Source organism: Lacinutrix sp. MEBiC02595 (assembly GCF_053601555.1).
Genome location: NZ_JBSHNU010000222.1, coordinates 109,614 through 132,524, shown reverse-complemented (window position 1 = coordinate 132,524; position 22,911 = coordinate 109,614). Strand labels below are relative to the sequence as shown.

The window sequence follows — 22,911 nt, the reverse complement described above, 5'->3', positions numbered from 1 at the left end:
GGTTTTAAAAACCTGAAGGGTCTTTTTTTTGATAAAAACTGTAACAAAATAGTATAGTTAGCGTTCTAATAGACAATCATCAATCCATCAAAATCAATCCAATCATGTTAAAACAATTTTTCATTATATGCTCTGGCGCAGACACCAACATCTTAAAAGACTGCTCGAATGGCGAGCAAAACAAATACGCAGGAATTGGAGCCACTGTGTTTTTTACAGCAGTTATGGCTTTTATAGCTTCTAGTTATGCACTTTTTACTGTTTTCGATAACCTATATGCTGCCATCTTTTTCGGTTTAATCTGGGGATTACTCATTTTTAATTTAGATCGTTTTATTGTTTCTACCATAAAGAAAAGGGAACGTTTTATAGATGAATTTACCCAAGCATCACCAAGAATTGTATTGGCATTAATCATCGCTATTGTAATCTCAAAACCGCTAGAATTAAAGATTTTCGAAAAGGAAATTAATCAAGTCCTTTTAGAACAAAAAAACGAACTTACGCTAGCCAATCAAGACCAGATTGCTTTACAATTTACTCCAGAAGTCCAAGCTTTAGAAAGCAATATCAAAACGCTACAAACAGAAATAGAAACCAAAGAAGCAGCAGTAAACACGTTGTATGCCATTTTTATTAACGAAGCAGAAGGCACAGCAGGAACCAAGCTTTTAGGAAAAGGTCCTGTGTACAAAGAAAAGCGAGATAAGCACGATGCTGCTTTAGCAGAATTACAAGAATTAAAAACTGCAAACAAAGAAAAAATAGCAACCACCGAAACGCAAATAGTTCAGCTTAAAACAGATTACGAAACACAAGTAACAAACACACAACCTATTATTGATGGTTTTGATGGTTTAATGGCACGAGTAAACGCATTAAATCAATTGCCATGGCTACCAAGTCTATTCATATTCTTATTGTTTTTAGCAATTGAAACCTCTCCTATTATCGCAAAATTACTATCACCAAAAGGAGAATACGACTTTAAGTTTGAGAATGAAGAACATAAAATTAGAACCTGGACCACACAGCAAGTAAACCAAGAAAAAAGAATGCTTCATGCAGACAATCTGCTAAATGATAAAGTGTATAAAGACATTGCAGAAGAGGAAGAACTTTATGCTTACAAAAAGGAAATCGCTCGAGAGCTTATGAAAAAACAACAAGATGCTTTTTATGCCAAACAAACGAAGATATTATAAAATAGAAAACACCAACTAATACTATATTAACCATAATAAATAGAATTTTATTCGATTACCGAATATATAGTGATTAAAATTTAAGATTTCATTACTTTTAAAGTTATGAAAAACATACTACAAATCGATGGGGATTTCATGGAACAAAATACTGTTTTTACAGAATTGATTCAAGAAATAAAACAATGCTTTTCCAATAAGAGCATTATGGTACCTATGCGTCACCATCATGATTTTCCAAATCCTTCGGTACATAAAGACTCTACACTTTTATTAATGCCTGCATGGAATCCCGATAAAAATGCTGGAGTTAAAATAGTTACAGTTAGTCCAGAAAACGGTCCATTTAATTTACCTGCTATTCAAGGTGTCTATATTTATTTAGATGCCATTAAAGGAAATATCAAGGCAATATTAGAAGCAAAAAGCTTAACTGCTAAGCGCACAGCAGCGGCTTCGGCTTTGGCATCCGTTTACTTATCCAAACAAAATGCAAGTAGCATGCTAATGATTGGAACAGGTGCTTTATCCGCTAATCTAATTCAAGCACATGCTTCCGTAAGGCCTATACAAACCGTTTATATTTGGGGAAGAAATTATGAAAAAGCGAAAGCAATTGCTTCCAGCTTAAAAAATGAAAACTTCACCGTTCAGGCCGTCCAAACTATAGAAGAAAAAATAGCGGATGTAGATATTGTGTCCTGTGCTACACTTTCTAAAACACCATTAATTTTAGGTTCATATTTAAAAAAAGGACAACATATTGATTTAGTTGGCGCTTATAAAGTAGACATGCGCGAAGCCGATGATGCTACCATTAAAAAAGCTTCCGTTTATGTAGATACTTTTCAAGGCGGATTAAAAGAAAGCGGTGACATTGTTATTCCACTAAAAAATGGCACGCTTAAAGAGGAAGACATAAAAGGCGATTTATTCGGCTTAACTTCTAACACAACCAAAGGCAGACAGAACGAAAATGAAATTACGGTTTTTAAATCTGTTGGACATGCTATAGAAGATTTAGCTGCCGCTAATTATTATTATAATAAATTTACAAATGCATAAAGCATATCCAAATACACTTTGGAAAACGGATTTTATTCCGCCCGAAAATTGGTGTATCTAAAAACCATTGAAATGTTTACTGGCGGATAAACTAGTACCATTGAAAGTATTACAGATTCTGTTTTTAAAGGTTCTATAATTTCTTAAGAAGATTATGCGACTTTCAAAGCTGTAATTCCAGAAGTAGAAGGAACCGCATATACAACAGGAATACAAACTTTTTTAGTAGATCCTAAAGATCCCATGAAAGATGGATTTATTTTAAAATAACACTTCAAACTATGAAAAAAATAATTCTTTTACTTTGTCTAATTAGTGTTACCATTTGTAATTCTCAAACTACGGTAAAAGAAGACCAAGAAGCTATTGTAGCAGTTATGAAACTACAAGAAAAAGCTTGGTCGAATAATGACTTGGAAGGTTTTATGCAAGGCTATTGGAAAAGTGATTCTTTAAAATTTTATGGTAGTAACGGTATCACAAAAGGTTGGCAACAGACTTTAGACAACTACAAAAAAGGATACCCTACAAAAGAACATGCTGGGACTTTAACCTTTACAATAAAGGATATTTCAAAAATTAGTAATGGCAATTATTGGGTTATGGGAGCATACTATTTAAAACGAAAAGTAGGAGATGCCAATGGTGTTTTTATGATTATATTTAAAAAAATAAATGGGGAATGGAAAATTGTAGCAGATACTTCTTGCTAATTTTCTGAAAAACTAAAAACAAGACTAACATGAAATATATTCGATCGTACTTTTTAATATCTTTAGTAATATTATTTATTAGTTGTAAAACTTCGCAAGTTGCAGATAAAACTCCGACTGCAATTGCTATCGAAGTTTCAAATTTCGAAAAATTGGCTTCCATAAAAAATGTGGTAAGTATTGAAAAGCATGAGCAATCCAGTCATTTTGATGAAAATTACGAAATCTGGTTTCAGCAACCAATAGACCATAACGACGTATCTAAAGGCACATTTAAACAACGTGTATTTTTAGGTTTTGAAGACAAAAACAAACCTGTAATTGTAGAGCTTCGTGGTTACGGAATTGGCTCAGAAAAAGCCGGCGAACTAGCAGATCATTACCAAGCAAATCAATTAGCTATTGAACATCGATACTTTAATAATTCGCGTCCTGAAAATATAGATTGGAATACGTTAACCATTGCGAACGCTGCGAAAGACCAAGAATATATTATTACTTCCATAAAAAACGCAATATATCCTGAGGCCAAATTTGTTACGACAGGAATTTCTAAAGGTTGCCAAACGACGATGGCACACCGAAGATATTTTCCGAAAAATGTAGATGCAAGTGTCTGTTATGTTGGTCCTTTAAATTACCAAAGAGAAGATCCTAGAGTGTATTCGTTTCTAAAAAATGTAGGCACAAAAGAAGCTCGTGAAAAGATTACAGCCTTTCAAAAAGTATGCTTTGAAAACAGAAGCGCCCTTTTAGAAAGGATGAAAAATGTTGGAGAAGAAAAAGGCATGACTTGGGAGTTTGGTGTAGAAAAAGCAATAGATTATACCATCTTGGAATACGCATTTGCTTTTTGGCAATGGGGAACTCCAATAGATAGTATTCCTACCGAAAATCTAACTATTGAAAACATCTACAACCACTTAATAGATGTTGTAGGTTATGGTTTTTTTGATGAAAAATCTGTGGAAGGTTTACAACCTTATTTTTGGGCTGCTTTAACAGAACAAGGGATTTATGGTTATGAAACCGCTCCTTTTAAAACCTATTTAAACACCGAAGAAATTTACAAATTTGATTGGGCTTTTCCGGAAGGCGTTTCCAAAAACTACAATCTAAAACCGATGCAAGAAATTAAATCTTTTTTAGATACTTCTGCAGAAGACATGTTGTTTATTTATGGTGAATATGATTCTTGGAGTGCAACTGCTGTGGAACTTACTAAAGATGCTTCCCAAAGAGAAGTTTATAAATTTGTAAATCCAAAAGGAAGTCACACTACAAGAATTAAAAGTTTTGATCCGGAAACCAAAACTAAAATTTACAGCATTATTGATGGTTGGTTAAAAGAATAAGGTAGAAAATGAGTAGCGATACATTTTCTTCCGATTTCTCTAAATACCAAACGGATTATCGATACTATGCATTGGTTTTGTAAACCATTTCGGACCATCATTAGTCATGTAAATATGATCTTCTAATCGGATTCCAAATTTGTCTGGAACGCAAATCATTGGTTCATTACTAAAAGTCATTCCTGCTGCTAAAACGGTTTTGTCGTTTCTAACAATATATGGCCATTCATGAATTCCTAAGCCGATGCCATGTCCTGTTCTATGTGGTAATCCTGGCAATTTATAATCTGGCCCTAATCCATGAGATTCTAAAACCACTCGAGAAGCATTATCCACATCCGCACAAGTATTTCCTAATTGCGCAGCATCAAAAGCAGCTTGCTGTGTTTCCTTTTCAATGTTCCAAATACGTTTTTGTTCTTCATCTGCTTGTCCAAAAACATAAGTTCTTGTAATATCGGAAATATAATCATGCAGCATACAACCTGTATCTACCAAAACCACCTCGTTTTCTTCTAGATCTTTTGGGGTTTTTACACCATGCGGAAAAGAAGAATCTACTCCAAACAGTACAATACAGAAATAAGATCCGGAAGTCGCTCCATATTTTATATGTGCATCGTTAATAAAATCGGTTACTTCTTTTGCCGAAATTCCTACGTATAAAATTCTTGCTACTGCTTTATGTACTTCTAAAGTGATGTTCATAGCATGTTGCATAATAGCAATTTCTGCTTCCGATTTAATCATTCTACAACCTGCAGTAATAGCTTTCGCACTCACTAATTCATAAGCATCTTGACAACTTCTAATCCCATCAAAAACAAAAAATGGTGTTGCTTCATCCATAGCAATAGCTCCAGACGCTACGCCGTTTGCCTCTAAAAGTGTTGCAAATAATTGGTAAGGAGATTCGTGTTCTTCCCAACCATGCACCGTTCCTTCTATTAACATAAAATCGAAAATAGTTCCCTTCTCAAATTCCGGAGCAATATAAATGAGCTTTCCATTTGGAAATAATAGAGCACCAACCATACGCTCACTTGCATTCCATTTCATTCCTGTAAAGTAGAATAAATTGGTACCCGCATTTAGATACAACGCAGGAACATTTTGCTCTTGCATCATCCGACACGCTTTGTCCATTCGTTGCTGAAATTCTTCCTTTTGAATGGGCTGTACTAAATGCGCTGTCGGTTTAATTGCAGCTAATTCTGCTTTTATTGTAGATCCTCCTATTCCTATCATACTATTTTTTATTATTCATTAAAGCTTCAATGTCTTCTATTTCTATTGGCATTGCTTCCGTTAAATTGCTATTTCCGTTTTCAGTAATTACATAATCGTTTTCTAATCTGCAACCAATTCCTTCCTCTGGAATATAAATCCCAGGCTCGCAAGTAAGTACCATTCCTATTTCTAACGGACGAGAATACAAGCCAACATCATGTACATCTAATCCGATATGATGCGCAGTACCATGCATAAAATATTTTTTATACAATGGTTTTTCCGGATCCTGATTTGCTACTGCATCTGCATCTAACAATCCCAGTTTTATCAGTTCCACTTCTACTAAACTTACCATTTGAGACTCGTAATCTGCAGGAAGTACTCCAGGTTTTAAAAGCTTAGATCCTTCTTTTAAACAATGTAAAACAGCGCTATATACTTCTTTTTGTCTTTTGCTAAATTTGCCATTTACCGGAAAACAGCGTGTGGTATCACTATTATAATTCGCATAGCAAACGCCAAAATCCATGAGTATCATCTCACCATCTTTACAAACAGCATCGTTGGTATTATAATGCAACGCACAAGCATTTTTACCAGAAGCTACAATAGGTTTGAAGGCATGTCTTACAGCTCCAGACTTCACTAAATTATAGATTAGTTCTGCTTCTAACTCGTATTCCATCATGTTTGGTTTACACGAACTTAAAACGCGCTTAAAGCTAACAACACTAATATCTGCAGCTTTTTGCATTTGTGCAATTTCTACTTCCGATTTTATTGGACGCAGATCTCTCGTTATTTTTGCCGCTCTATGATACGCGTGTAAAGGATATTTCTTTTTACACCATTGAATCATTCGATCTTGCTGGGTTTCTTGATCTTTTGTGGCACGCTTTAAATATTCATTATGCCCAAGATAAAAACCGTCTGCTTCAAAAGCCATGTATTGTAAAAGCATTTCGAAGTCTTGCACCCATTCTACTCGAGAAATCCCGGAAATATCCGTTGCTTGATTTTTCGTTAGTTTTTCACCATCCCAAATTTTTATTTGCTCATTGGTTTCTTTGACAAAAAGAATGGCTTTGTTCTCTTTTTTATGCGCATCTGGATATAAAACCAGAATGGTTTCTTCTTGATCTATTCCCGAAAGGTAAAACAAATCATTGTTCTGTGTAAAGCCCATAACATCGTCTGCATTATTATGCTTAACGTCATTGGATGTTAGGATAGCAATTGTATTTGGTTCCATTTTAGAAATAAAATGACTTCTATTTTTTTGGAATAAAGTATTCGGAATTGGTTGGTATTTCATATTAAAATTTTCTATCTGGGTGAAAAGAATGTAAATTTAATGAAGTTTTCTTATCTGAAATAATTTCGGAAACTAATTTTCCCGTTGCTGTCGCCATACTCCAACCCATCATTGCGTGTCCTGTAGCTATAGATAAATTGTTACATTTGGTAGATTTACCTATATACGGCAATCCATCTGGTGATACTGGTCGTAAGCCAGCAGCTGCACTGTTTTTCTCTTCTTCCGTGAGTTTTATTTCTGGATAAAAACGAGTCGCTGCATTGGCAATAGTATCTACCCGAACTTTATTAATAGTGTGATTTATTCCTGCAATCTCCATAGTACCTGCAAAACGCGTAAAACCGCGCATTGGCGTTACAGCAACTTTTGCTTCGGCCAAAATGGACGGCATTGTAATTCCTGTTTGCTGTGTTGTATTTATTCGGTACCCTTTTCCCGCTTGCATTAGTAATTTAATTCCTAATTTCTTGCTTAAAATAGGACTCCATGAACCTGCAGCCAGCACAAATTCATCTGCTTTTACTATTTGTTTATTTGTTTTTAGTTCCGAAATACGTCCGTTTAAAACTTTTACATCTTCCACTTTTTCATTGGTATAAAACGTAACGCCAACATTTTTTAAATGCGCTTTCATTTCTTCCATAAATTCCTGTGGTGTTGTATGCGAGTCACATCGATAATAGGTTGCTCCTTTTACATTTAAGTTTACATTGGGTTCTATTTTTTTCAACTCTTCTATAGACAATTCCTTGGCGTCTAAACCTTCCTTTTTTGCTAAATGCGCTGTTTTCATTTCCTCTTCTAGCATCGCTTCCGTTTGACATAACATTAGTAATCCTTTCTTTTCATAATGGAATGTAAAGTTTTCATCACGCTTAATAGCATCATACAAATCCTGACTTAATAGCGTAATTTCTTTTATTGCTGGAATTGCTTTTTTAACGTGATTAGCGTTGCACGATTTATTAAAAGCTAAAGTCCATTTAAAAAAATCGACATCTAATCTTGGTTTTATATATAACGGACTAGAAGAATCAAACATCCATTTCAGGCCTTTTTTCATAACTCCAGGTGCCGAAAGTGGTACAAGATGACTTGGTGATAAATAACCAGCATTTACATAGGACGCACCAGAATCCAGATTAGACTGATCTATTATCGTTATTTGAAAACCTTCTTTTTGAAGATAATATGCAGAACATAAACCTATAATTCCGCCACCAATAATCACTACATTTTTTGACATTTGCTACCTTATTTTAAGCTACGTTATTTTTAATTTTATCGACAGTAATCACTCTAAACGTATTCGAATTTATTGTGATTCTTATCTGATGTTGGGTATTTGAAATATAGAAGTTCTTTCCTATTTTTTTATAGTATTCTAGATCGGTTTCTTTTAACACTTTTTTTATAAGCGTCTCACTTTCTTCTTTTGAAAATTGGGTTCCCAGCTTCTTATTAATTCTTTGATACACCAATTCTGTATAACAATGTTTTTCTAAAATTTCACTCTTGTTTATTCTCATTTCTTTAAAATACTTTTTTAAAGTGTATCCTTTTAGAGACCTTCTATCGTTTAAAAAATCACGAAGATCTGAAGAATTAAATCACTTGAAATCCTAACGCATATGGATCATCTGCAGCATCAATAGTAATGGTATTATACCCGAATACTTTTGCCCAACCTTGAATACTTGGCACTATCGCTTTCTTGCCATCTAAAAGAGTTTCGGCTTCCACGCGCCCTATAAATTTACTTCCTATAAAGCTTTCGTGTACAAATGCTTCTCCAATTTTTAATTTTCCTTTTGCATAAAGCTGTGCTAACCTTGCAGAAGTTCCTGTTCCGCAAGGACTTCTATCTATTGCTTTATCACCATAAAACACAGCATTTCTGCCAGATGAAGTTACATCAATTGGACTACCTGTCCAAAGCATATGTGTAACATCTTTTATCGTTTTATTTTCTGGATGTATAAATTGATTAGGGTATTTCTCACGGATTCTATCTCTAACTATTTGCGAATATTGAATGATTTTAGAAGCTGTATAATCTTGTACTCCAGAAAAGTTTTTTTGCGGATCTACGATGGCATAATAGTTTCCACCATAAGCAACATCAAAAATTATTTCTCCTAATTCTGGACATTCAATCGTTAAATCTTGAGCTGCTAAATAACTTTTCACATTGGTAAGTTTTACCCAATCTACTTTATTATTGGTTTGCTGATATTCTATTTCTACCAAACCTGCAGGAGCTTCCATTTTAATTTTTCCTGGTATTTTAGGCACCACCAAACCTTCTTCAATAGCAATTGTAATCGTTCCGATGGTGCCATGGCCGCACATTGGTAAGCAGCCAGAAGTTTCTATAAACAGAATTGCAAAATCATTTTCCGGGTTATGCGGCGGAAATAAAATACTTCCACTCATCATATCATGTCCGCGCGGTTCCAACATTAATCCTTTACGAATCCAATCGTATTCTTTTAAAAAATGCTGGCGTTTTTCGCTCATGGTATTTCCAATTAAATTTGGACCACCACTTTTTATAACGCGTACTGGATTTCCGCAAGTATGTGCATCAATACAAACAAATGTATTTTTCATAATTTTTTATAACACTTCCTAACCTTCCTCTATGAGGAAATTTTAGATTGAAGTTTTGGTTTGCTCGTTATTTATACATCTAGAAATCTGCAACGGATTCTCATTTTTTAGTTCGTTTGGTAGTAATTCATTCGGCCAATCTTGATAGCTAAAAGGTCGTACCCAACGTTTTATGGAATGTATCCCAACTGCTGTAAAACGACTATCGGTTGAGGATGGATATGGACCGCCATGTACCATGGAAGGACAAACCTCCACTCCTGTTGGAACACCGTTAAAAATAACACGTCCGACGCGATTTTGTAATGCTGCAATTACTTTAGGATAATTAGAAGCCTCTCCAGAATCGGCAATTAAAGTCCCCGTTAATTGTCCTTCTAATTGAGAAATTATAGTTTCTAATTCTTCGGCATTTTCACATTGTACAACTATAGAATACGGTCCAAAAACCTCTTGATGCAAGGTTGGGTTTTCTAAAAATGTTGTACCAGAAACGGTTGTAACCGTTTGTTTTGCATAATTAGTTTTCACTTCGGATCCATAATTCGCTGTAACCGTTAATTCGGCTTGTGAAATTGCTTTTTGTTTATTGCTTTCATACGCAGCACTAATGTTTGGATGTAACATTACGGATGGTTCTATCTTTATAATTTCATTGGACAAATTCTGAATAAAGCTGGATAAATTTTCGCTTTCAATACCAAGTAATAAACCAGGATTTGTACAAAATTGCCCTGTTCCTAAAGTGATAGAACCTGCGTATGTTTTTGCTAAACCTTCTTGTCTATTTTTTAATGCTTCCGGAAGTATTATTACGGGATTGACACTTCCCATTTCTGCAAATACAGGAATTGGTTCTTCGCGTTTTGCAGCCAAATCATATAAAGCACGTCCGCCACGAATACTACCAGTAAAGCCAACCGCTTTTACGCCAGGATGCTTTACTAATTGTTGTCCGACTTCGATACCACTAGAATTTAAATTGGAAAAAACACCATTAGGCATTCCTGTTTTTTGTGCTGCTTTTAGAATTGCAGAAGCCACTAATTCTCCAGTTCCTGCGTGCATTGGATGCGATTTTACAAGTACTGGACAACCAGCTGCAAATGCTGCTGCAGTATCTCCACCAGCAGTAGAATATGCTAACGGAAAATTGCTTGCACCAAAAACAACTACAGGTCCTAAAGGTACTAGCATTTTACGAATATCAGATCTTGGCATTGGTTGACGTTCTGGTTGCGCAGTATCTATTGCTGCTTCTACCCAAGAACCCTCTTTTACCAAGTCTGAAAAACTGCGCAATTGCCCAACAGTCCTGCCTCTTTCTCCTTTTGCACGTCCTTCTGGCAATCCAGTTTCAGAACAATAGGTTTGAATTAATATGTCATCTAACGCTAAAATTTCATCGGCAATGGCATTTAAGAATGCTGCTTTTTTTTCTCCTGAAGTATTTCGGAAAGTTTTAAAAGCATTGGATGCTAAAGTTACTGCTTCCTCTATTTCTTCTGGAGTTGCTTCTGTAAAAACATGTTTATTTTCAACATTTAATTGCGGATTAAATGTTCTGTATGTTTTATCTCCAGATGCAGACTGTTTGTTTCCTATGTAGTTTTTTCCTGTTATCATAATCCCTTATAAATCTCCCAAAAAAGGAAGGTTTCTTTTAGTTATTCATTCGTTTTAAATGTGCTTCTATATCTACTAGTTTGTGAACCAATTTAGTAGATACTGGATATTTTTGTAATACTGCTTCTGGACGGATTGGTCGTTTTTCAAATCCGCCACCACAATTCGGACAAACATGTTCTAAAATAGTATCTACGCATTCTTTACAGAACGTACACTCGAAACTGCATATCATGGCATCTTGCGCATCGAATGGTAGTTTTTTATTACAATTCTCGCAGGTTGGTCTTATTTCTAGCATTATTTTATGTTTGTTAACTTGCTTCTTTCATGTTCTGTATTTGTGTTAAGGATTGCAGCGGCATCCTTTTTTTGCTGCCATATATGGCAAAAAAAGATATAGCGTAAAGCCTGACCAAACGCAGCTTAAGCGAAGTTTGGGAACACCCAAAACCCTTTACAAATTTTTATAATCTGGCAATGTTGGTCTACTTTTTAGTGCCTCTTCAATTACTTTTAATACGTGTATACGCTCTTCGCCATGAAGCGGTAATCTTGGTGCTCTAACGTTTTCTGTACCTATTCCGGTTGCCACCTCGGCGAGTTTAATGTTTTGCACTAATTTAGGATTTATATCTAGCTCTAATAATGGCATAAACCAACGGTATATTTCTATGGCTTCTAGAATTCTTCCTTCTTTTTGGAGTTCATAAATAGCAACGGTTTCGGCCGGAAATGCGCATACTAAACCTGCGACCCAACCATCGGCTCCCAGAATCAAGCTTTCTAGAGCGATTGTATCTACGCCTGTCATAATTTTTAATCTGTCTCCAAAGCGATTTTTAATTCTTGTAATATTAGTGGTATCTCTAGTTGATTCTTTTACAGCTTGAATATTTGGACAACTTGCTAGAAGTTCTTCGAACATATCTAACGTTACTTCAATTTTATAATCTACAGGATTATTGTAAATCATTATAGGAAGTTTCGTGCTATTTGCAATTGCTTTAAAGTATTCTACAACTTCTCTATCTCCCGCATTATAACGCATTGGTGGCAAAAGCATTAAACCTTGCGCACCATCTTCTTCTGCTTTTTTCGCGCATTGAATAGCGTCTTTTGTAGTCTGTTCTGCAATATTTATTAGCACTGGAACTTTACCATTCACAAACGCTACGGTTTCTCTGGTTAGGATTCTTTTTTCACTATCGGTTAAAGTACTTGCTTCTCCTAAAGTACCACCAAGTACAATACCATGTACTCCTGCATCTAGTTGTGCCTGAATATTAATTTTAAAAGTTTTAAGATCTAACTCGTCGTTTTCTGTAAACTTTGTCGTTACTGCTGGCATTGCGCCTTCCCATTTTATACTCATAATTTCTACGTTTTAAAGTGGTGAAATTACTAGAATACGTTTGTATTTATTGATAAGGTTTTATCCATATATGATACTATATTATTCTATTTGTAAATGTTTAAACTATATAGGAATAGTATTTGCGTATATTTGTACTATGAAAGTACTACCTTTTAAAATACCGAAACCGGAGCAAGATGCTTTAATTTTTCAAATCGATGCAGGAGAATCTTTTTATGATAAGCTACACCAACATGAAGAAATTCAGTTAAGTTTTATTGTAGAAGGCGAAGGAACTTTGGTAGTAGGAGATACTGTGAACTATTATATGAAGGATGATATTTTAATTATAGGAAGCAATATTCCACATGTTTTTAAGAGCGATTCGAAGGTATCTGAAAAATCACATATGCTTTCTTTATTTTTCACGAAACAGTCTTTTGGTGCTCCTTTTTTTGAATTGGAAGAGTTAAAAGAACTACAGCATTTTTTTAAACGCGCAAGGCATGGTTTTAGAGTTACCTCGAAACAGGAGCAAATAAAGGCTTTGTTTTTGCAACTAGAAAACGCATCGAAACTAAATAGATTTCTTGCACTATTTCAGCTACTAGAAATTACATCGAAAGCTAATTACAAAAGTTTATCTTCTTTTATTTATGACAAGAAATATAGCGACAATGAAGGCTATAGAATGCGTAATGTTTTTGAATACACGATGAATAATTTTAATAAAGAGGTTACTTTAAGTTCTATTTCTGAAGTTGCCAATATGACCAAAAATGCCTTTTGTAAGTATTTTAAAAAGAGAACGAATAAAACGTATTTTCAGTTTTTAAATGAATTGCGCATTGAACATGCGAGCAAACTTTTACTTTCAGGAAACAGGTATTCGACTACAGAAATAGCAGAGCTTTCGGGTTTTAATAATATTTCGAATTTCAACCGACAGTTTAAGGCGATAAAAGGAAAAAGTCCGTCGCAATTAAAAAGCAATAAAAACAATTAGGAAGTATTAGAAAAGAGAACTTCGTCTAATTTCTAACTTACTTATATATAACAATCTATTTACGTTAAGAATAGAAATTCGACTATCCATAGATAGTTCTAGCCTTTTTCAGGTTAGTTCGCATGTTTTGTGTTTGCAATACAAAAGGTATGGAGAACTCGTAAAAAAGATATAGTAGATAGCCTGACGTTTTGTAATCCTACAAGATTTTTTCACCTTGTAGGATTGCAAAAGCTAACGTCATACTATTATATTTTCTTAACGTACTCTGTAATTATAACGGTTAGTGTTGGACCAACTTTACCTTCAATATAGGTTTCGTTATCGCGGTCTAAACGTATATTTCTAACAGCAGTACCTTGTTTAGCAACTTGGCTAGATCCTTTTATTTTAAGGTCTTTTATTAACACTACAGAATCTCCAGTTTCTAGAACAACCCCATTTACATCTCTGTGAATTAGTTTTCCTTCTTCATCTTCTCCTTCACCTGTAGATTTAGCAAATTCTAAAACGTCTTCTTCCAGATACATCATGTCTAACAAATCTTGTGGCCATCCTTCTTTTCTTAAACGGGATAACATTCGCCATGCTGCAACTTGGACTGCTTGGTGTTCGCTCCACATACTATCATTTAGACAACGCCAATGATTAGGATCTGTACTTTCTGGATCTTCTATTTGATCTACACATGTTTTACAAGCTGTAAGTGTTTCTATTAGGCTTTGATCTTTTCTAGGCGCTAAAGTATATAGTTGTAAATGCTCTTCATTTTGGCATAATTCACACTTGCCATCTGCTCGTTTATTTAATTCTCTTTCTAAACTCATTTCAGTAAATTTTTGAAAAACAAAAGTACGTTTATTCCAACAATACAGCAAGAAGAAATGGTGTTAAGCCACTTGACTTGATTTAAAGCGATTGGATACTTGACCATTACCCAAGCCAACTATAGAGAGTTTTTTGTTTTTAGAAAGTGCTTCGTTATGTAATTGCGCTATGGCAACTACGCCCTGATTATCTATTGCACTTAATTCTTGTAGATTTAAGATAACATCATCTGCTTGATTAAAAATATCTTTTAATCCGTTTTTAAAAATGGATATATTCATCTTTATCAGGTTTCCTTTTACCCTATATATATTGTCATTATTTGTAATTATAAGTTTCATGGTTTTGTTTTTTAGTAATAGAATTTGGTGCTATAATCGAATACTTACTATTAATTACGCTGCGTCAATAGTGGTGATATGATCGAATATTTCTTTACTACCTAAACCTGTAATGAAAAAGGGTTTATGTGCTTTTAAGGATTGTTTGTAGATATCTTCGAAAGCAGAGACGCCTTCATTATCTATACTTTTAAGTTCGTCAATATTTATCACCAATTCATTCGTGGTGCTAAATATATTTTTGAAATAAATTTGAAATTTTTTTACGTTTGTTTTGTTAAGAATTCCTGTAACTATAAACGCGTCAAGTGAATTTGTGATTTCTAGTGCCATCTTTTAAATGTTTTAAATTATAAAATATTAAGCGCTATCAATCTCTGTAAATATGTGATTTATTATTAGTTACACCTAATATGTTCGATGAACTGCGGTATAAATTGTTGAATGCGAAAAATCGCAATATTATTCATACATCAGGATAAAGAATCGCGAAGCTTTTTAGATAACCCTTTAACAACCATGTCATAAGAATGATTAATTAGTTGTATTACAAACGAAGGTTGTAATTCGGTGGTATGTATTTGTATGGTATTCCAGTGTTTTTTACTCATGTGATAACCTGGTTCAATACTTTGGTATGTTGCACGAAGTTCTTGTGCATACTCTGGATCACACTTTAAGTTTATAGATTGCGTACCGACTTCCCAACCTTTTAAAGAAGTTAAGGCAAACATTTTACCTAGCACTTTAAATACCAGTGTTGTTTCATCAAAAGGAAAATGTTCTGTAACTCCTTTTTTAGCTAGGCAATATTCTCGAAGTTGTTCTATATTCATAATAACACACCAGCCTTTCCAGCGAAAAGGAGAATTTTAATTTTTCAATTTTTTCACAGGAGCTTCTTCTAGTTTTAACGCGGAATAATCGAGTTTCCAACCAATAGTTTCTACTATACTTTCCATTAAATTGATGGTTTGTAAAGCTTCTTTTTGTGCGGCTTGTATTAAACCACTTTCGGGAACTTTGTCTAAAATATGTTGTTTAGCCTCTTGGTTTAATCCGGTTAAATCGGAAGCTTCAAACTTATTAAAGTAACCGTCTTTTTTATCGTAATAATTCAAATCCGTTTCTACAGATAATACTTCTGGCTGCGGAAAATGTGCTAGAATAATCCGTTTGTTTTTATTATCTGCTTCCAATTGAATTTTACTTAAATCATAGCCAACATATGCCTTAGCGTTTATTACTATTAATGCTTTCTTCTTACTATTTACCATTTTTAAAAAACGTTCTTTCACATCTTCGTAATGGTAAATTTCAGCGAAATCGCCTTCCACAGTTATAAATTTACAAACTGTTTTTACTTTGTCTAATAATAGTAGCGATTGCGAGTTTACAAGTTGTTTATTTTTAAACGATTTAAAATAAGTAACAACACCTAAACTTGCTAATACTCCTATAATAATTCCTAAAAAGGCTTCCATTTATTTGATTGGTTTTATTCTATAATAAGCAATTAATGTACCAAAAATTAATCGTTTAAAAGTGCGTATAAAATTGGTTTACTTGGTGAAGCATCGTTTTCAAAAGGAGCTATCTGTAAATTAAGAAAATACGTGCCATCTTCCACATTATTTGGTACAAAAATAAATTCGGTTATGGTTGCGCTCAATCGCACTTTTCCTTTGGTATTCCAAAAAGCATTATGCGCTAAAAGCTTGCCTTCATCTTTTTCTTTATCCACACTTGGTAAATCTATAAGTAAATGCTCCACGCCTTTTTCTCTTAAATAAACTGCTGCATCTTCTAATAAATAAGGCGGATTGCTATGTGAATATTGCGCAGACAATTTCTCACTTGTATTTGGCAACGTACGTATCACTACCGCTTTTCGTTTTTTGTTTCCTAAGGCAAATTGGATCTGTTTTTTAGAGATTACAAAGTCGTCACCTAGTTTTTCTGGAGCTACAGTAATGACTTCCGCTAGAAAGAAAAACTTCTTTAAACTTGTATTTACAGAGTGTACTTTTTCTACAATATGACCAACACATTCAGTATGTGTACCATGCGCATGCGGATTGAAACATATATTATTAAAATTGATGCTTGCACCTTCTTTTACACTTGCTATCCAACCGTTATCTTGAACTGGCTCTATTGTCGGTTCCTTTAAATACCATGCATTTACATTTTTTACAGATGCTATTAGCGGAATAGAAATATCTAATGGTTTAGAAAAATCTATTTTATATTTTTTTGAATTGGTTTCTATGGTTGCTATCATTTATTCTTTTTTATCGTTCATAAACATCGCTAAAAGTTGCTACTCCGGAATCTGTAACTATAGTCGTTTTAATCTGTAAAAATGAATCATCTAACACTTCTATTGTCTGTTTTCTAGAAGCAAACAATTCAAATTCTTGTACAGAAACGCCATTGCCTTGAATAATAATTCCATCGGTTAATTGATAAAAAAATAACTCATTATCTACAATATTATAAGTACCTGTGTATTTATAAGTACTCGTTTCATTATTACTACAATCTATATTTCCTGAATTTAGAAGTTGATAACTTAAATCTTCATTAAACATAAAACTATTTTGATCTTGACATTGACCAAATTCAGACCAAACACCTGCAATTCTTGCTTTATTAGAAATGGTTAAAACACTTTCATTATCTTTATCGTGGGATGAACTACAATTAAAGATTAGTAAAGTAAAAATTATAATAGATAATTTTGAATAATTTTTTTTACTCATTTTTATAAATTGACTTTAAATTAGTCTGAGATAATTCCATCATCTAATAAATTCTTTTTTTAGTGATTTTTAATTTTTATACCCAAATATACTAAATCATAAATAGCTGCGAAGCAATTCCGTCTACTAAAAACTTACCTTTTTGCGTTGTTTTTAACTTCTCGATACTATTTTGATTCGCATCAAAATCACTCGAAGTGACAAGTAATCCTTCGTCAATATATTTTTGTGAAGCCTGCAATAAATATTTTTTATAATCTACTCCAAAATCGTTTTCTACTTTTTGTAAGGAAACACCCCAAATAGTACGTAATCCTGTCATTACGTATTCGTTATATTGGTCTTGAACACTTAAGATTTCTACTGTATTTGGTAGTTTTTTGTTTTGTATAGATTGTATGTATTTGGTATTGTTTGCAACATTCCAACTACGTTGTGTTTTGTTAAACGAATGTGCCGACGGACCAATACCTAAATAGCTTTTACTTTGCCAGTAACTTGTATTATGCTTAGAAAAATAGTTGGGTTTACCGAAGTTTGAAATTTCATAATGCACAAAACCTTGCTTTTCGGTTTCGGCAACCAAATGATTAAAATGTTCTAATGCTAGCTCTTCGTCTATTGGTGGATAACTTCCTTTTTTAATAAAAGTAGCTAATGCCGTTTTAGGTTCTACCGTTAAAGCGTAGCTTGAAATATGATTCACGCCAAAACCAAATGCCTTTTGTAAGTTTGCATTCCATTTATCAAGAGGCATATCTGGAATCCCATAAATCAAGTCAATTGTAATATTATCGTAATATTGCGTTGCTAATTCCAGACACTTTTCTGCTTCTTCTGCATGATGTGCTCTGTTCATGCTTTTCAAATCGTCTTCAAAAAAAGACTGAATACCAATACTCAATCTATTGATTGGTGTTTTTGATAATGCTATAATTCGCTGTTCGGTTAAATCGTCTGGATTTGCCTCTAGCGTAATTTCCGGATTTGCAGAAACTTTGTAATTCTTATATACCGATTCTATTAACAAAACTAATTCCTCATTAGTAAGTAATGACGGTGTTCCTCCTCCAAAATAAATAGTTTCTACTTCTTGATCTTGCAATTCGTTTTTACGAAGTTCTAACTCTAAAATTAGTGCATCTATTAACTCGTCTTTCTTCTTCATAGAAGTAGAAAAATGGAAGTCGCAGTAATGACACGCTTGCTTGCAAAATGGTATGTGTATGTATATGCCTGAGATAACTTTTGGTTTTAGGTTATAATTTATTTAAAAATAGATTCCGCATCCGGTGCGGAAAGACAAATTAAAAACGATTCTATGCAACTACTTTTTCACACGATCTTCGTTCTGTTTTACAAAAGCATCCCAACCAGAATAGCTTTTACCAACCGTAACTTTATTTGAATTATAAAAATGGCAAACTGCAGCAGCCAAACCATCTGTAGAATCTAAATTCTTTGGCAAGGTTTTTAAACCTAACAAACTTTGAAGCATTTTTGCAACTTGTTCTTTACTCGCATTACCATTTCCGGTAACTGCCATTTTTATCTTTTTTGGTAGATATTCGGTAATTGGTATTTCACGGGAAAGACCTGCAGCCATTGCAACTCCTTGCGCCCTACCAAGCTTCAGCATACTTTGTACGTTCTTCCCAAAAAAAGGAGCTTCAATAGCAATTTCATCCGGATGGTGTGTATCAATCAATTCGATAGTACGCTCAAAAATAAGTTTCAGTTTTAGATAATGGTCCTTATATTTCTTTAAATCTAATTCGTTTAATTGCAAGAATTCCATCTTCTTGTTCCGTACTCGTATTAGTCCGAAACCCATTATGGTCGTACCTGGATCTATTCCTAAAATAATTCTGTCTTCGCTCATTATTCACAATAATAACAACCACTTAATGAAATAGAAATACCAATAGTTGCTGTTAAAAGGTTTCCGTTAAAAGTTCCAAATCCATCACCAATATTATCATAATCACCACTAAAGGCATAAATATAAGAAGTGTCTAAAAACAAAGAAAGGCTTTGGGAAATTCCGTAATGAAACTCCAAACCAGCCATTGCATTTAAAAAGGATTCTTTATTATCTGTATACTCTCCTAATGGTTTTACAAAAGTAAATCCTGGTCCGGCATGGGCTATAATAGCATAGTTTTGCGGTAATCGAATAAAACTACCAAGGTCATAAACCGCCTGTACATTAACTCTAGAGTAGTTTACTTTAAATTCTGGTGAATTGCTTGCATTAGAAAGTCGGTTATAACCAAAGTCTAATTTAGCGCCAAGGTTTCTGCTAAACATACGTTGTAAGCCCATATGAACTGTTGGGAAATTTATAGGTTTTGCTTCAAAGGTAGAAACAAATGCGCTTTGACTCGGACTATTAATTCCGACAGCAAATTGTGCCTTCCAAGTGCTTGTTTCGCTTTGTGAAAATCCAGAAAACGATATAAAACTTAGTAGTACAAAGAATATGGCGGACTTAAATATTTGAATTGGTATTATCATAAGGCAATATTGTTTTAATTTGCGCATTTTAGCACATCATGTATAGAACATTACCATACAAAACTAAACAATTCTTTTTTGTACTTATTAAATTAAGTATTGTAATTGGTGCTTTTTATTTTATTTATAATAAACTAACCACAAACAACGATTTAGACTTCAACGAATTTGTTGCTTTTTCGAACCAAAACAATGTTTTCTCTTTAAAAAACGTGATTTTTTTACTTTTTATAAGCATTTTTAATTGGTTTTTAGAAATTTCAAAATGGCGAATTTTAGTATCTTCTATTAAAAAAATATCTTTTTATGAAGCCTTAAAACAAAGTTTAGGTGCTTTAACAGCGTCACTTTTAACACCAAATCGAATAGGTGATTATGGTGCTAAAGCTTTATATTTTACTACTGAACACAGAAAACGGGTTGTCCTTTTAAACTTTATTGGAAACATGATGCAAATGTCCATCACCTTGCTTTTTGGTATTTTTGGTTTGTACTATTTTGCCATAGCATATCCGGTCGATTTTAACTTTTCAAGAGTACCGCGATTCTTAATTATTATAGCCGTTATTTCTATATTTTCTGTTTTAGGGTTAAAACAAAAACGTTTTAAAATAAAAGGGTTTTCTATAGAGAAAGTAAAAAGTTTCGTTAAAAATATTGCAAGAAAAATAATAGTGTCCAGTTTTATAGTATCGCTTTTAAGATACTTGGTTTTTTCGTTTCAATTTTATTTTTTACTTGATCTTTTTGGTGTTGGCCTTTCGTATTTTCAAGCCATGATTGCCATAACAAGTATGTATTTAATTTCGTCTGTAATTCCTTCCATATTTATATTAGACGTTATTATTAAAGGAAGTGTAGCTGTTTATATTTTTACCAAAATTGGTATCGATGCATTTACCATTCTAAGTATTATTCTACTCATGTGGATTTTAAATTTCGTACTCCCAAGTATACTTGGGAGCTTTTATGTGCTTACCTTTAAACTTCCAAAAAACAAAGCAGAATGATCCTTTTACTATTTGTTGCTATTACCATTGCTTACTTATTTTTAATAGGAAGTTTAGCCATTGGTTTTGATAAAGTAAAGCCTTTTTCTTTGGAAGATGTAGAAGTTAAAACTATGTTTTCTATACTAATTCCGTTTAGAAACGAAGCTGAAAATTTACCGAAACTTTTAAAATCTATTGCAGCCTTAAAATACCCGAAACATTTATTTGAAGTTATTTTGATAGATGATGCTTCTGAAGATAACTCGGTTGCAGTTATTAAAAACATTCTCGACACCCATTTATCTGCCGACAAATACACTCGAACTAAAATAAAGATTATTAAGAACAAACGAAAAAGTAATTCACCTAAAAAAGATGCTATCACTTCTGCCATACAAATTGCGAAACACAATTGGATCCTTACCACAGATGCAGATTGTATTGTATCCAAATTTTGGCTAGATACTTTAGATGCGTTTATACAGAAAAACGATGCGAATTTTATAGTTGCTCCCGTCACGTATAGCCATGTAAATTCATTTTTAGATCGCTTTCAATTACTAGATTTCTTAAGCCTTCAAGGTGCAACCATTGGTGGTTTTGGGATACACAAACCCTTTTTATGTAATGGCGCAAATTTAGCGTATAAAAAAGATTTTTTTAAAACGGTGAACGGTTTTCAAGGGAACACGAATATTGCAAGTGGAGATGATATTTTCTTATTGGAAAAGGCTGTAAAACAAGATGCTAAAAAAGTACATTATTTAAAATGTGAACACGCAGTTGTAACTACCGAAGCTGAAAAAACGATTAGCAAATTAATTTCGCAACGTGTACGTTGGGCTTCAAAATCTGCTAATTATAAAAATAGTTTTGCTAAAATAGCCGGGCTAATTGTTTTACTAATGAATGCTTCCCTTATTGCTGCATTGACAGTTAGTATTGCTGGTGTTTTTAATTTTAAAATACTTTTATATCTATTTTTAATCAAGTGTAGTATCGACTTTTTATTGTTGTTTAAAACGGTTCGTTTTTATCATCAAGAATCTTTTTTATCGTCTTATTTATTCAGCTGTTTTCTATATCCCTTTTTTAGTGTTTACGTTGTTTTTGTTTCCATTTTTTCTAATTATAAATGGAAAGGTAGGGCTTTCAGCAAATAACTGTTTTCCCCTTTATATTTTGTAGTTTTACACGAAATATGAATACACTATGCGTTTAGATAAAACATCCAATCCTGCTTTTTCTAATTACTTTTGGAAGGATAAAAAATCGTCTGCTCCTAAAATGACAGTTTCTGGTATTGTTATTAAATCGCTTTTTTGCATCGCTATTATTGCAGTAATCACCGTATATGTTTGGAGTCTTTACAGTGCTGGCTTTGACATGCAATGGTTTCTTTATGGCGGAATAATTTCTTCTATAATTATTAGCGTTATTATATCTTACAAACACAATTGGGCTCCTTTTTTGGTGCCTTTATATGCCATTGCCAAAGGTTTCTTTTTAGGAGGAATAAGTAGTTTTGCGCATGCCAAATTTCCGAATATGCCTTACCAGGCAATTGGTGTTACTATCATCACTTTTTTTACCATACTTTTGCTGTATCAAACTAGAATTATAGTAGTTACACAAAAACTAAAAAGCATTATTATCACCGCGGCTTCCAGTATATTTTTAGTATATATTATTTCTTGGATTTTAAACTTTTTTGGATTTCAGTCCTTTATTTGGGGGACTTCTTTAATCGCTATTGCATTTAATGTTATTGCTGCAATTGTAGCTTCATTAACACTACTTCTAGATTTTCAATATATAGAAAGACAAAAAAATAGCGCTCCAAAAAGTAAAGAATGGCTTGCCACTTGGGGCCTTTTAGTTTCTTTAGTTTGGTTGTATGTAGAAATTTTAAGGTTGATGAAAAAGCTAGCGATTAGGTATTAAAAATCCTTCCGAATTTCAATTTCAAGAATTAAA

27 protein-coding genes are annotated in these 22,911 nt (G+C 33.5%); 9 read left to right on the top strand and 18 right to left on the bottom strand.

Translation table 11 applies throughout. From position 1 onward, the window contains the following. Positions 1 to 104: 104 nt before the first annotated feature. From ACVCZW_RS10490 to ACVCZW_RS10470, 5 genes are all read left to right on the top strand, one after another. The gene (locus tag ACVCZW_RS10490; RefSeq protein ID WP_452232374.1) at positions 105 to 1,205 is read left to right on the top strand and encodes a DUF4407 domain-containing protein; all 1,101 of its coding nucleotides are present in this window, start codon (positions 105 to 107) and stop codon (positions 1,203 to 1,205) included. A 105-nt stretch (positions 1,206 to 1,310) separates the two neighbouring features. Continuing rightward, entirely contained in the window at positions 1,311 to 2,270 is a 960-nt protein-coding gene (locus ACVCZW_RS10485) for an ornithine cyclodeaminase family protein (RefSeq protein ID WP_452232373.1), read from the top strand. A gap of 174 nt (positions 2,271 to 2,444) precedes the next feature. Continuing rightward, positions 2,445 to 2,540, top strand: a complete 96-nt coding sequence (locus ACVCZW_RS10480; RefSeq protein ID WP_452232633.1) for a hypothetical protein — start codon at positions 2,445 to 2,447, stop codon at positions 2,538 to 2,540. A gap of 11 nt (positions 2,541 to 2,551) precedes the next feature. Continuing rightward, complete coding sequence (locus ACVCZW_RS10475) at positions 2,552 to 2,983, top strand: YybH family protein (protein WP_452232372.1); 432 nt, start codon at positions 2,552 to 2,554, stop codon at positions 2,981 to 2,983. Between the two features lie 29 nt (positions 2,984 to 3,012). Continuing rightward, positions 3,013 to 4,338: a S28 family serine protease gene (locus ACVCZW_RS10470; protein ID WP_452232371.1), complete on the top strand. Its 1,326-nt coding sequence runs from the start codon at positions 3,013 to 3,015 to the stop codon at positions 4,336 to 4,338. Between the two features lie 39 nt (positions 4,339 to 4,377). Here the strand turns inward: ACVCZW_RS10470 and ACVCZW_RS10465 are convergent, their stop codons facing one another. The 8 genes from ACVCZW_RS10465 to ACVCZW_RS10430 form a co-directional block, all read right to left on the bottom strand. Continuing rightward, a complete protein-coding gene (locus ACVCZW_RS10465) occupies positions 4,378 to 5,586 on the bottom strand; it encodes a M24 family metallopeptidase (RefSeq protein ID WP_452232370.1) in 1,209 nt (402 codons plus the stop codon). Position 5,587: 1 nt separating this feature from the next. Further along, positions 5,588 to 6,886, bottom strand: coding sequence for an aminopeptidase P N-terminal domain-containing protein (locus tag ACVCZW_RS10460; RefSeq protein WP_452232369.1), 1,299 nt, complete (start codon positions 6,884 to 6,886; stop codon positions 5,588 to 5,590). Between the two features lies 1 nt (position 6,887). Next, positions 6,888 to 8,135, bottom strand: a complete 1,248-nt coding sequence (locus tag ACVCZW_RS10455) for an NAD(P)/FAD-dependent oxidoreductase (protein WP_452232368.1) — start codon at positions 8,133 to 8,135, stop codon at positions 6,888 to 6,890. Positions 8,136 to 8,148: 13 nt separating this feature from the next. Then, positions 8,149 to 8,418: a DUF3781 domain-containing protein gene (locus ACVCZW_RS10450; RefSeq protein ID WP_452232367.1), complete on the bottom strand. Its 270-nt coding sequence runs from the start codon at positions 8,416 to 8,418 to the stop codon at positions 8,149 to 8,151. 76 nt (positions 8,419 to 8,494) lie between these two features. Further along, positions 8,495 to 9,505, bottom strand: a complete 1,011-nt coding sequence (locus tag ACVCZW_RS10445) for a 4-hydroxyproline epimerase (protein ID WP_452232632.1) — start codon at positions 9,503 to 9,505, stop codon at positions 8,495 to 8,497. Positions 9,506 to 9,544: 39 nt separating this feature from the next. Next, complete coding sequence (locus tag ACVCZW_RS10440; protein ID WP_452232366.1) at positions 9,545 to 11,128, bottom strand: aldehyde dehydrogenase (NADP(+)); 1,584 nt, start codon at positions 11,126 to 11,128, stop codon at positions 9,545 to 9,547. A 37-nt stretch (positions 11,129 to 11,165) separates the two neighbouring features. Then, complete coding sequence (locus ACVCZW_RS10435; protein WP_452232365.1) at positions 11,166 to 11,429, bottom strand: DUF1272 domain-containing protein; 264 nt, start codon at positions 11,427 to 11,429, stop codon at positions 11,166 to 11,168. A gap of 156 nt (positions 11,430 to 11,585) precedes the next feature. Continuing rightward, positions 11,586 to 12,503, bottom strand: a complete 918-nt coding sequence (locus ACVCZW_RS10430; protein WP_452232364.1) for a dihydrodipicolinate synthase family protein — start codon at positions 12,501 to 12,503, stop codon at positions 11,586 to 11,588. A 139-nt stretch (positions 12,504 to 12,642) separates the two neighbouring features. Here ACVCZW_RS10430 and ACVCZW_RS10425 point away from each other — a divergent pair, with 139 nt between their 5' ends. Further along, the gene (locus tag ACVCZW_RS10425; RefSeq protein ID WP_452232363.1) at positions 12,643 to 13,491 is read left to right on the top strand and encodes an AraC family transcriptional regulator; all 849 of its coding nucleotides are present in this window, start codon (positions 12,643 to 12,645) and stop codon (positions 13,489 to 13,491) included. A gap of 248 nt (positions 13,492 to 13,739) precedes the next feature. Here the strand turns inward: ACVCZW_RS10425 and ACVCZW_RS10420 are convergent, their stop codons facing one another. From ACVCZW_RS10420 to ACVCZW_RS10375, 10 genes are all read right to left on the bottom strand, one after another. Further along, complete coding sequence (locus tag ACVCZW_RS10420; RefSeq protein WP_203460054.1) at positions 13,740 to 14,318, bottom strand: PhnA domain-containing protein; 579 nt, start codon at positions 14,316 to 14,318, stop codon at positions 13,740 to 13,742. 63 nt (positions 14,319 to 14,381) lie between these two features. Beyond that, complete coding sequence (locus ACVCZW_RS10415) at positions 14,382 to 14,660, bottom strand: STAS domain-containing protein (RefSeq protein ID WP_452229643.1); 279 nt, start codon at positions 14,658 to 14,660, stop codon at positions 14,382 to 14,384. Positions 14,661 to 14,714: 54 nt separating this feature from the next. Continuing rightward, positions 14,715 to 14,993 carry an STAS domain-containing protein gene (locus ACVCZW_RS10410; RefSeq protein ID WP_452229642.1) on the bottom strand — a complete coding sequence of 93 codons (279 nt, stop codon included), beginning with the start codon at positions 14,991 to 14,993 and terminating at the stop codon, positions 14,715 to 14,717. 140 nt (positions 14,994 to 15,133) lie between these two features. Continuing rightward, entirely contained in the window at positions 15,134 to 15,496 is a 363-nt protein-coding gene (locus ACVCZW_RS10405; RefSeq protein ID WP_452229641.1) for an MmcQ/YjbR family DNA-binding protein, read from the bottom strand. A 36-nt stretch (positions 15,497 to 15,532) separates the two neighbouring features. After that, entirely contained in the window at positions 15,533 to 16,144 is a 612-nt protein-coding gene (locus tag ACVCZW_RS10400) for a DUF4230 domain-containing protein (RefSeq protein ID WP_452229640.1), read from the bottom strand. Between the two features lie 47 nt (positions 16,145 to 16,191). After that, a complete protein-coding gene (locus tag ACVCZW_RS10395) occupies positions 16,192 to 16,944 on the bottom strand; it encodes a cyclase family protein (RefSeq protein WP_452229639.1) in 753 nt (250 codons plus the stop codon). 10 nt (positions 16,945 to 16,954) lie between these two features. After that, positions 16,955 to 17,425 carry a hypothetical protein gene (locus ACVCZW_RS10390; protein WP_452232362.1) on the bottom strand — a complete coding sequence of 157 codons (471 nt, stop codon included), beginning with the start codon at positions 17,423 to 17,425 and terminating at the stop codon, positions 16,955 to 16,957. A gap of 91 nt (positions 17,426 to 17,516) precedes the next feature. Then, the gene (gene hemW, locus ACVCZW_RS10385) at positions 17,517 to 18,668 is read right to left on the bottom strand and encodes a radical SAM family heme chaperone HemW (RefSeq protein WP_452232631.1); all 1,152 of its coding nucleotides are present in this window, start codon (positions 18,666 to 18,668) and stop codon (positions 17,517 to 17,519) included. 84 nt (positions 18,669 to 18,752) lie between these two features. Then, the gene (ruvC, locus tag ACVCZW_RS10380) at positions 18,753 to 19,307 is read right to left on the bottom strand and encodes a crossover junction endodeoxyribonuclease RuvC (protein ID WP_452232361.1); all 555 of its coding nucleotides are present in this window, start codon (positions 19,305 to 19,307) and stop codon (positions 18,753 to 18,755) included. Further along, entirely contained in the window at positions 19,307 to 19,942 is a 636-nt protein-coding gene (locus tag ACVCZW_RS10375; RefSeq protein ID WP_452229636.1) for a cell envelope biogenesis protein OmpA, read from the bottom strand. The genes ruvC and ACVCZW_RS10375 overlap by 1 nt, the downstream gene beginning before the upstream one ends. Before the next feature lie 38 nt (positions 19,943 to 19,980). Between ACVCZW_RS10375 and ACVCZW_RS10370 the strand changes: the two genes are divergently transcribed. From ACVCZW_RS10370 to ACVCZW_RS10360, 3 genes are read left to right on the top strand one after another with little or no spacing between them, the layout of a single operon-like run. Then, a complete protein-coding gene (locus ACVCZW_RS10370; protein WP_452232360.1) occupies positions 19,981 to 20,952 on the top strand; it encodes a lysylphosphatidylglycerol synthase domain-containing protein in 972 nt (323 codons plus the stop codon). Beyond that, positions 20,949 to 22,097, top strand: a complete 1,149-nt coding sequence (locus tag ACVCZW_RS10365) for a glycosyltransferase (RefSeq protein WP_452232359.1) — start codon at positions 20,949 to 20,951, stop codon at positions 22,095 to 22,097. The genes ACVCZW_RS10370 and ACVCZW_RS10365 overlap by 4 nt, the downstream gene beginning before the upstream one ends. A gap of 49 nt (positions 22,098 to 22,146) precedes the next feature. Continuing rightward, the gene (locus tag ACVCZW_RS10360; RefSeq protein ID WP_452232358.1) at positions 22,147 to 22,878 is read left to right on the top strand and encodes a Bax inhibitor-1/YccA family protein; all 732 of its coding nucleotides are present in this window, start codon (positions 22,147 to 22,149) and stop codon (positions 22,876 to 22,878) included. Positions 22,879 to 22,911 lie beyond the last annotated feature (33 nt).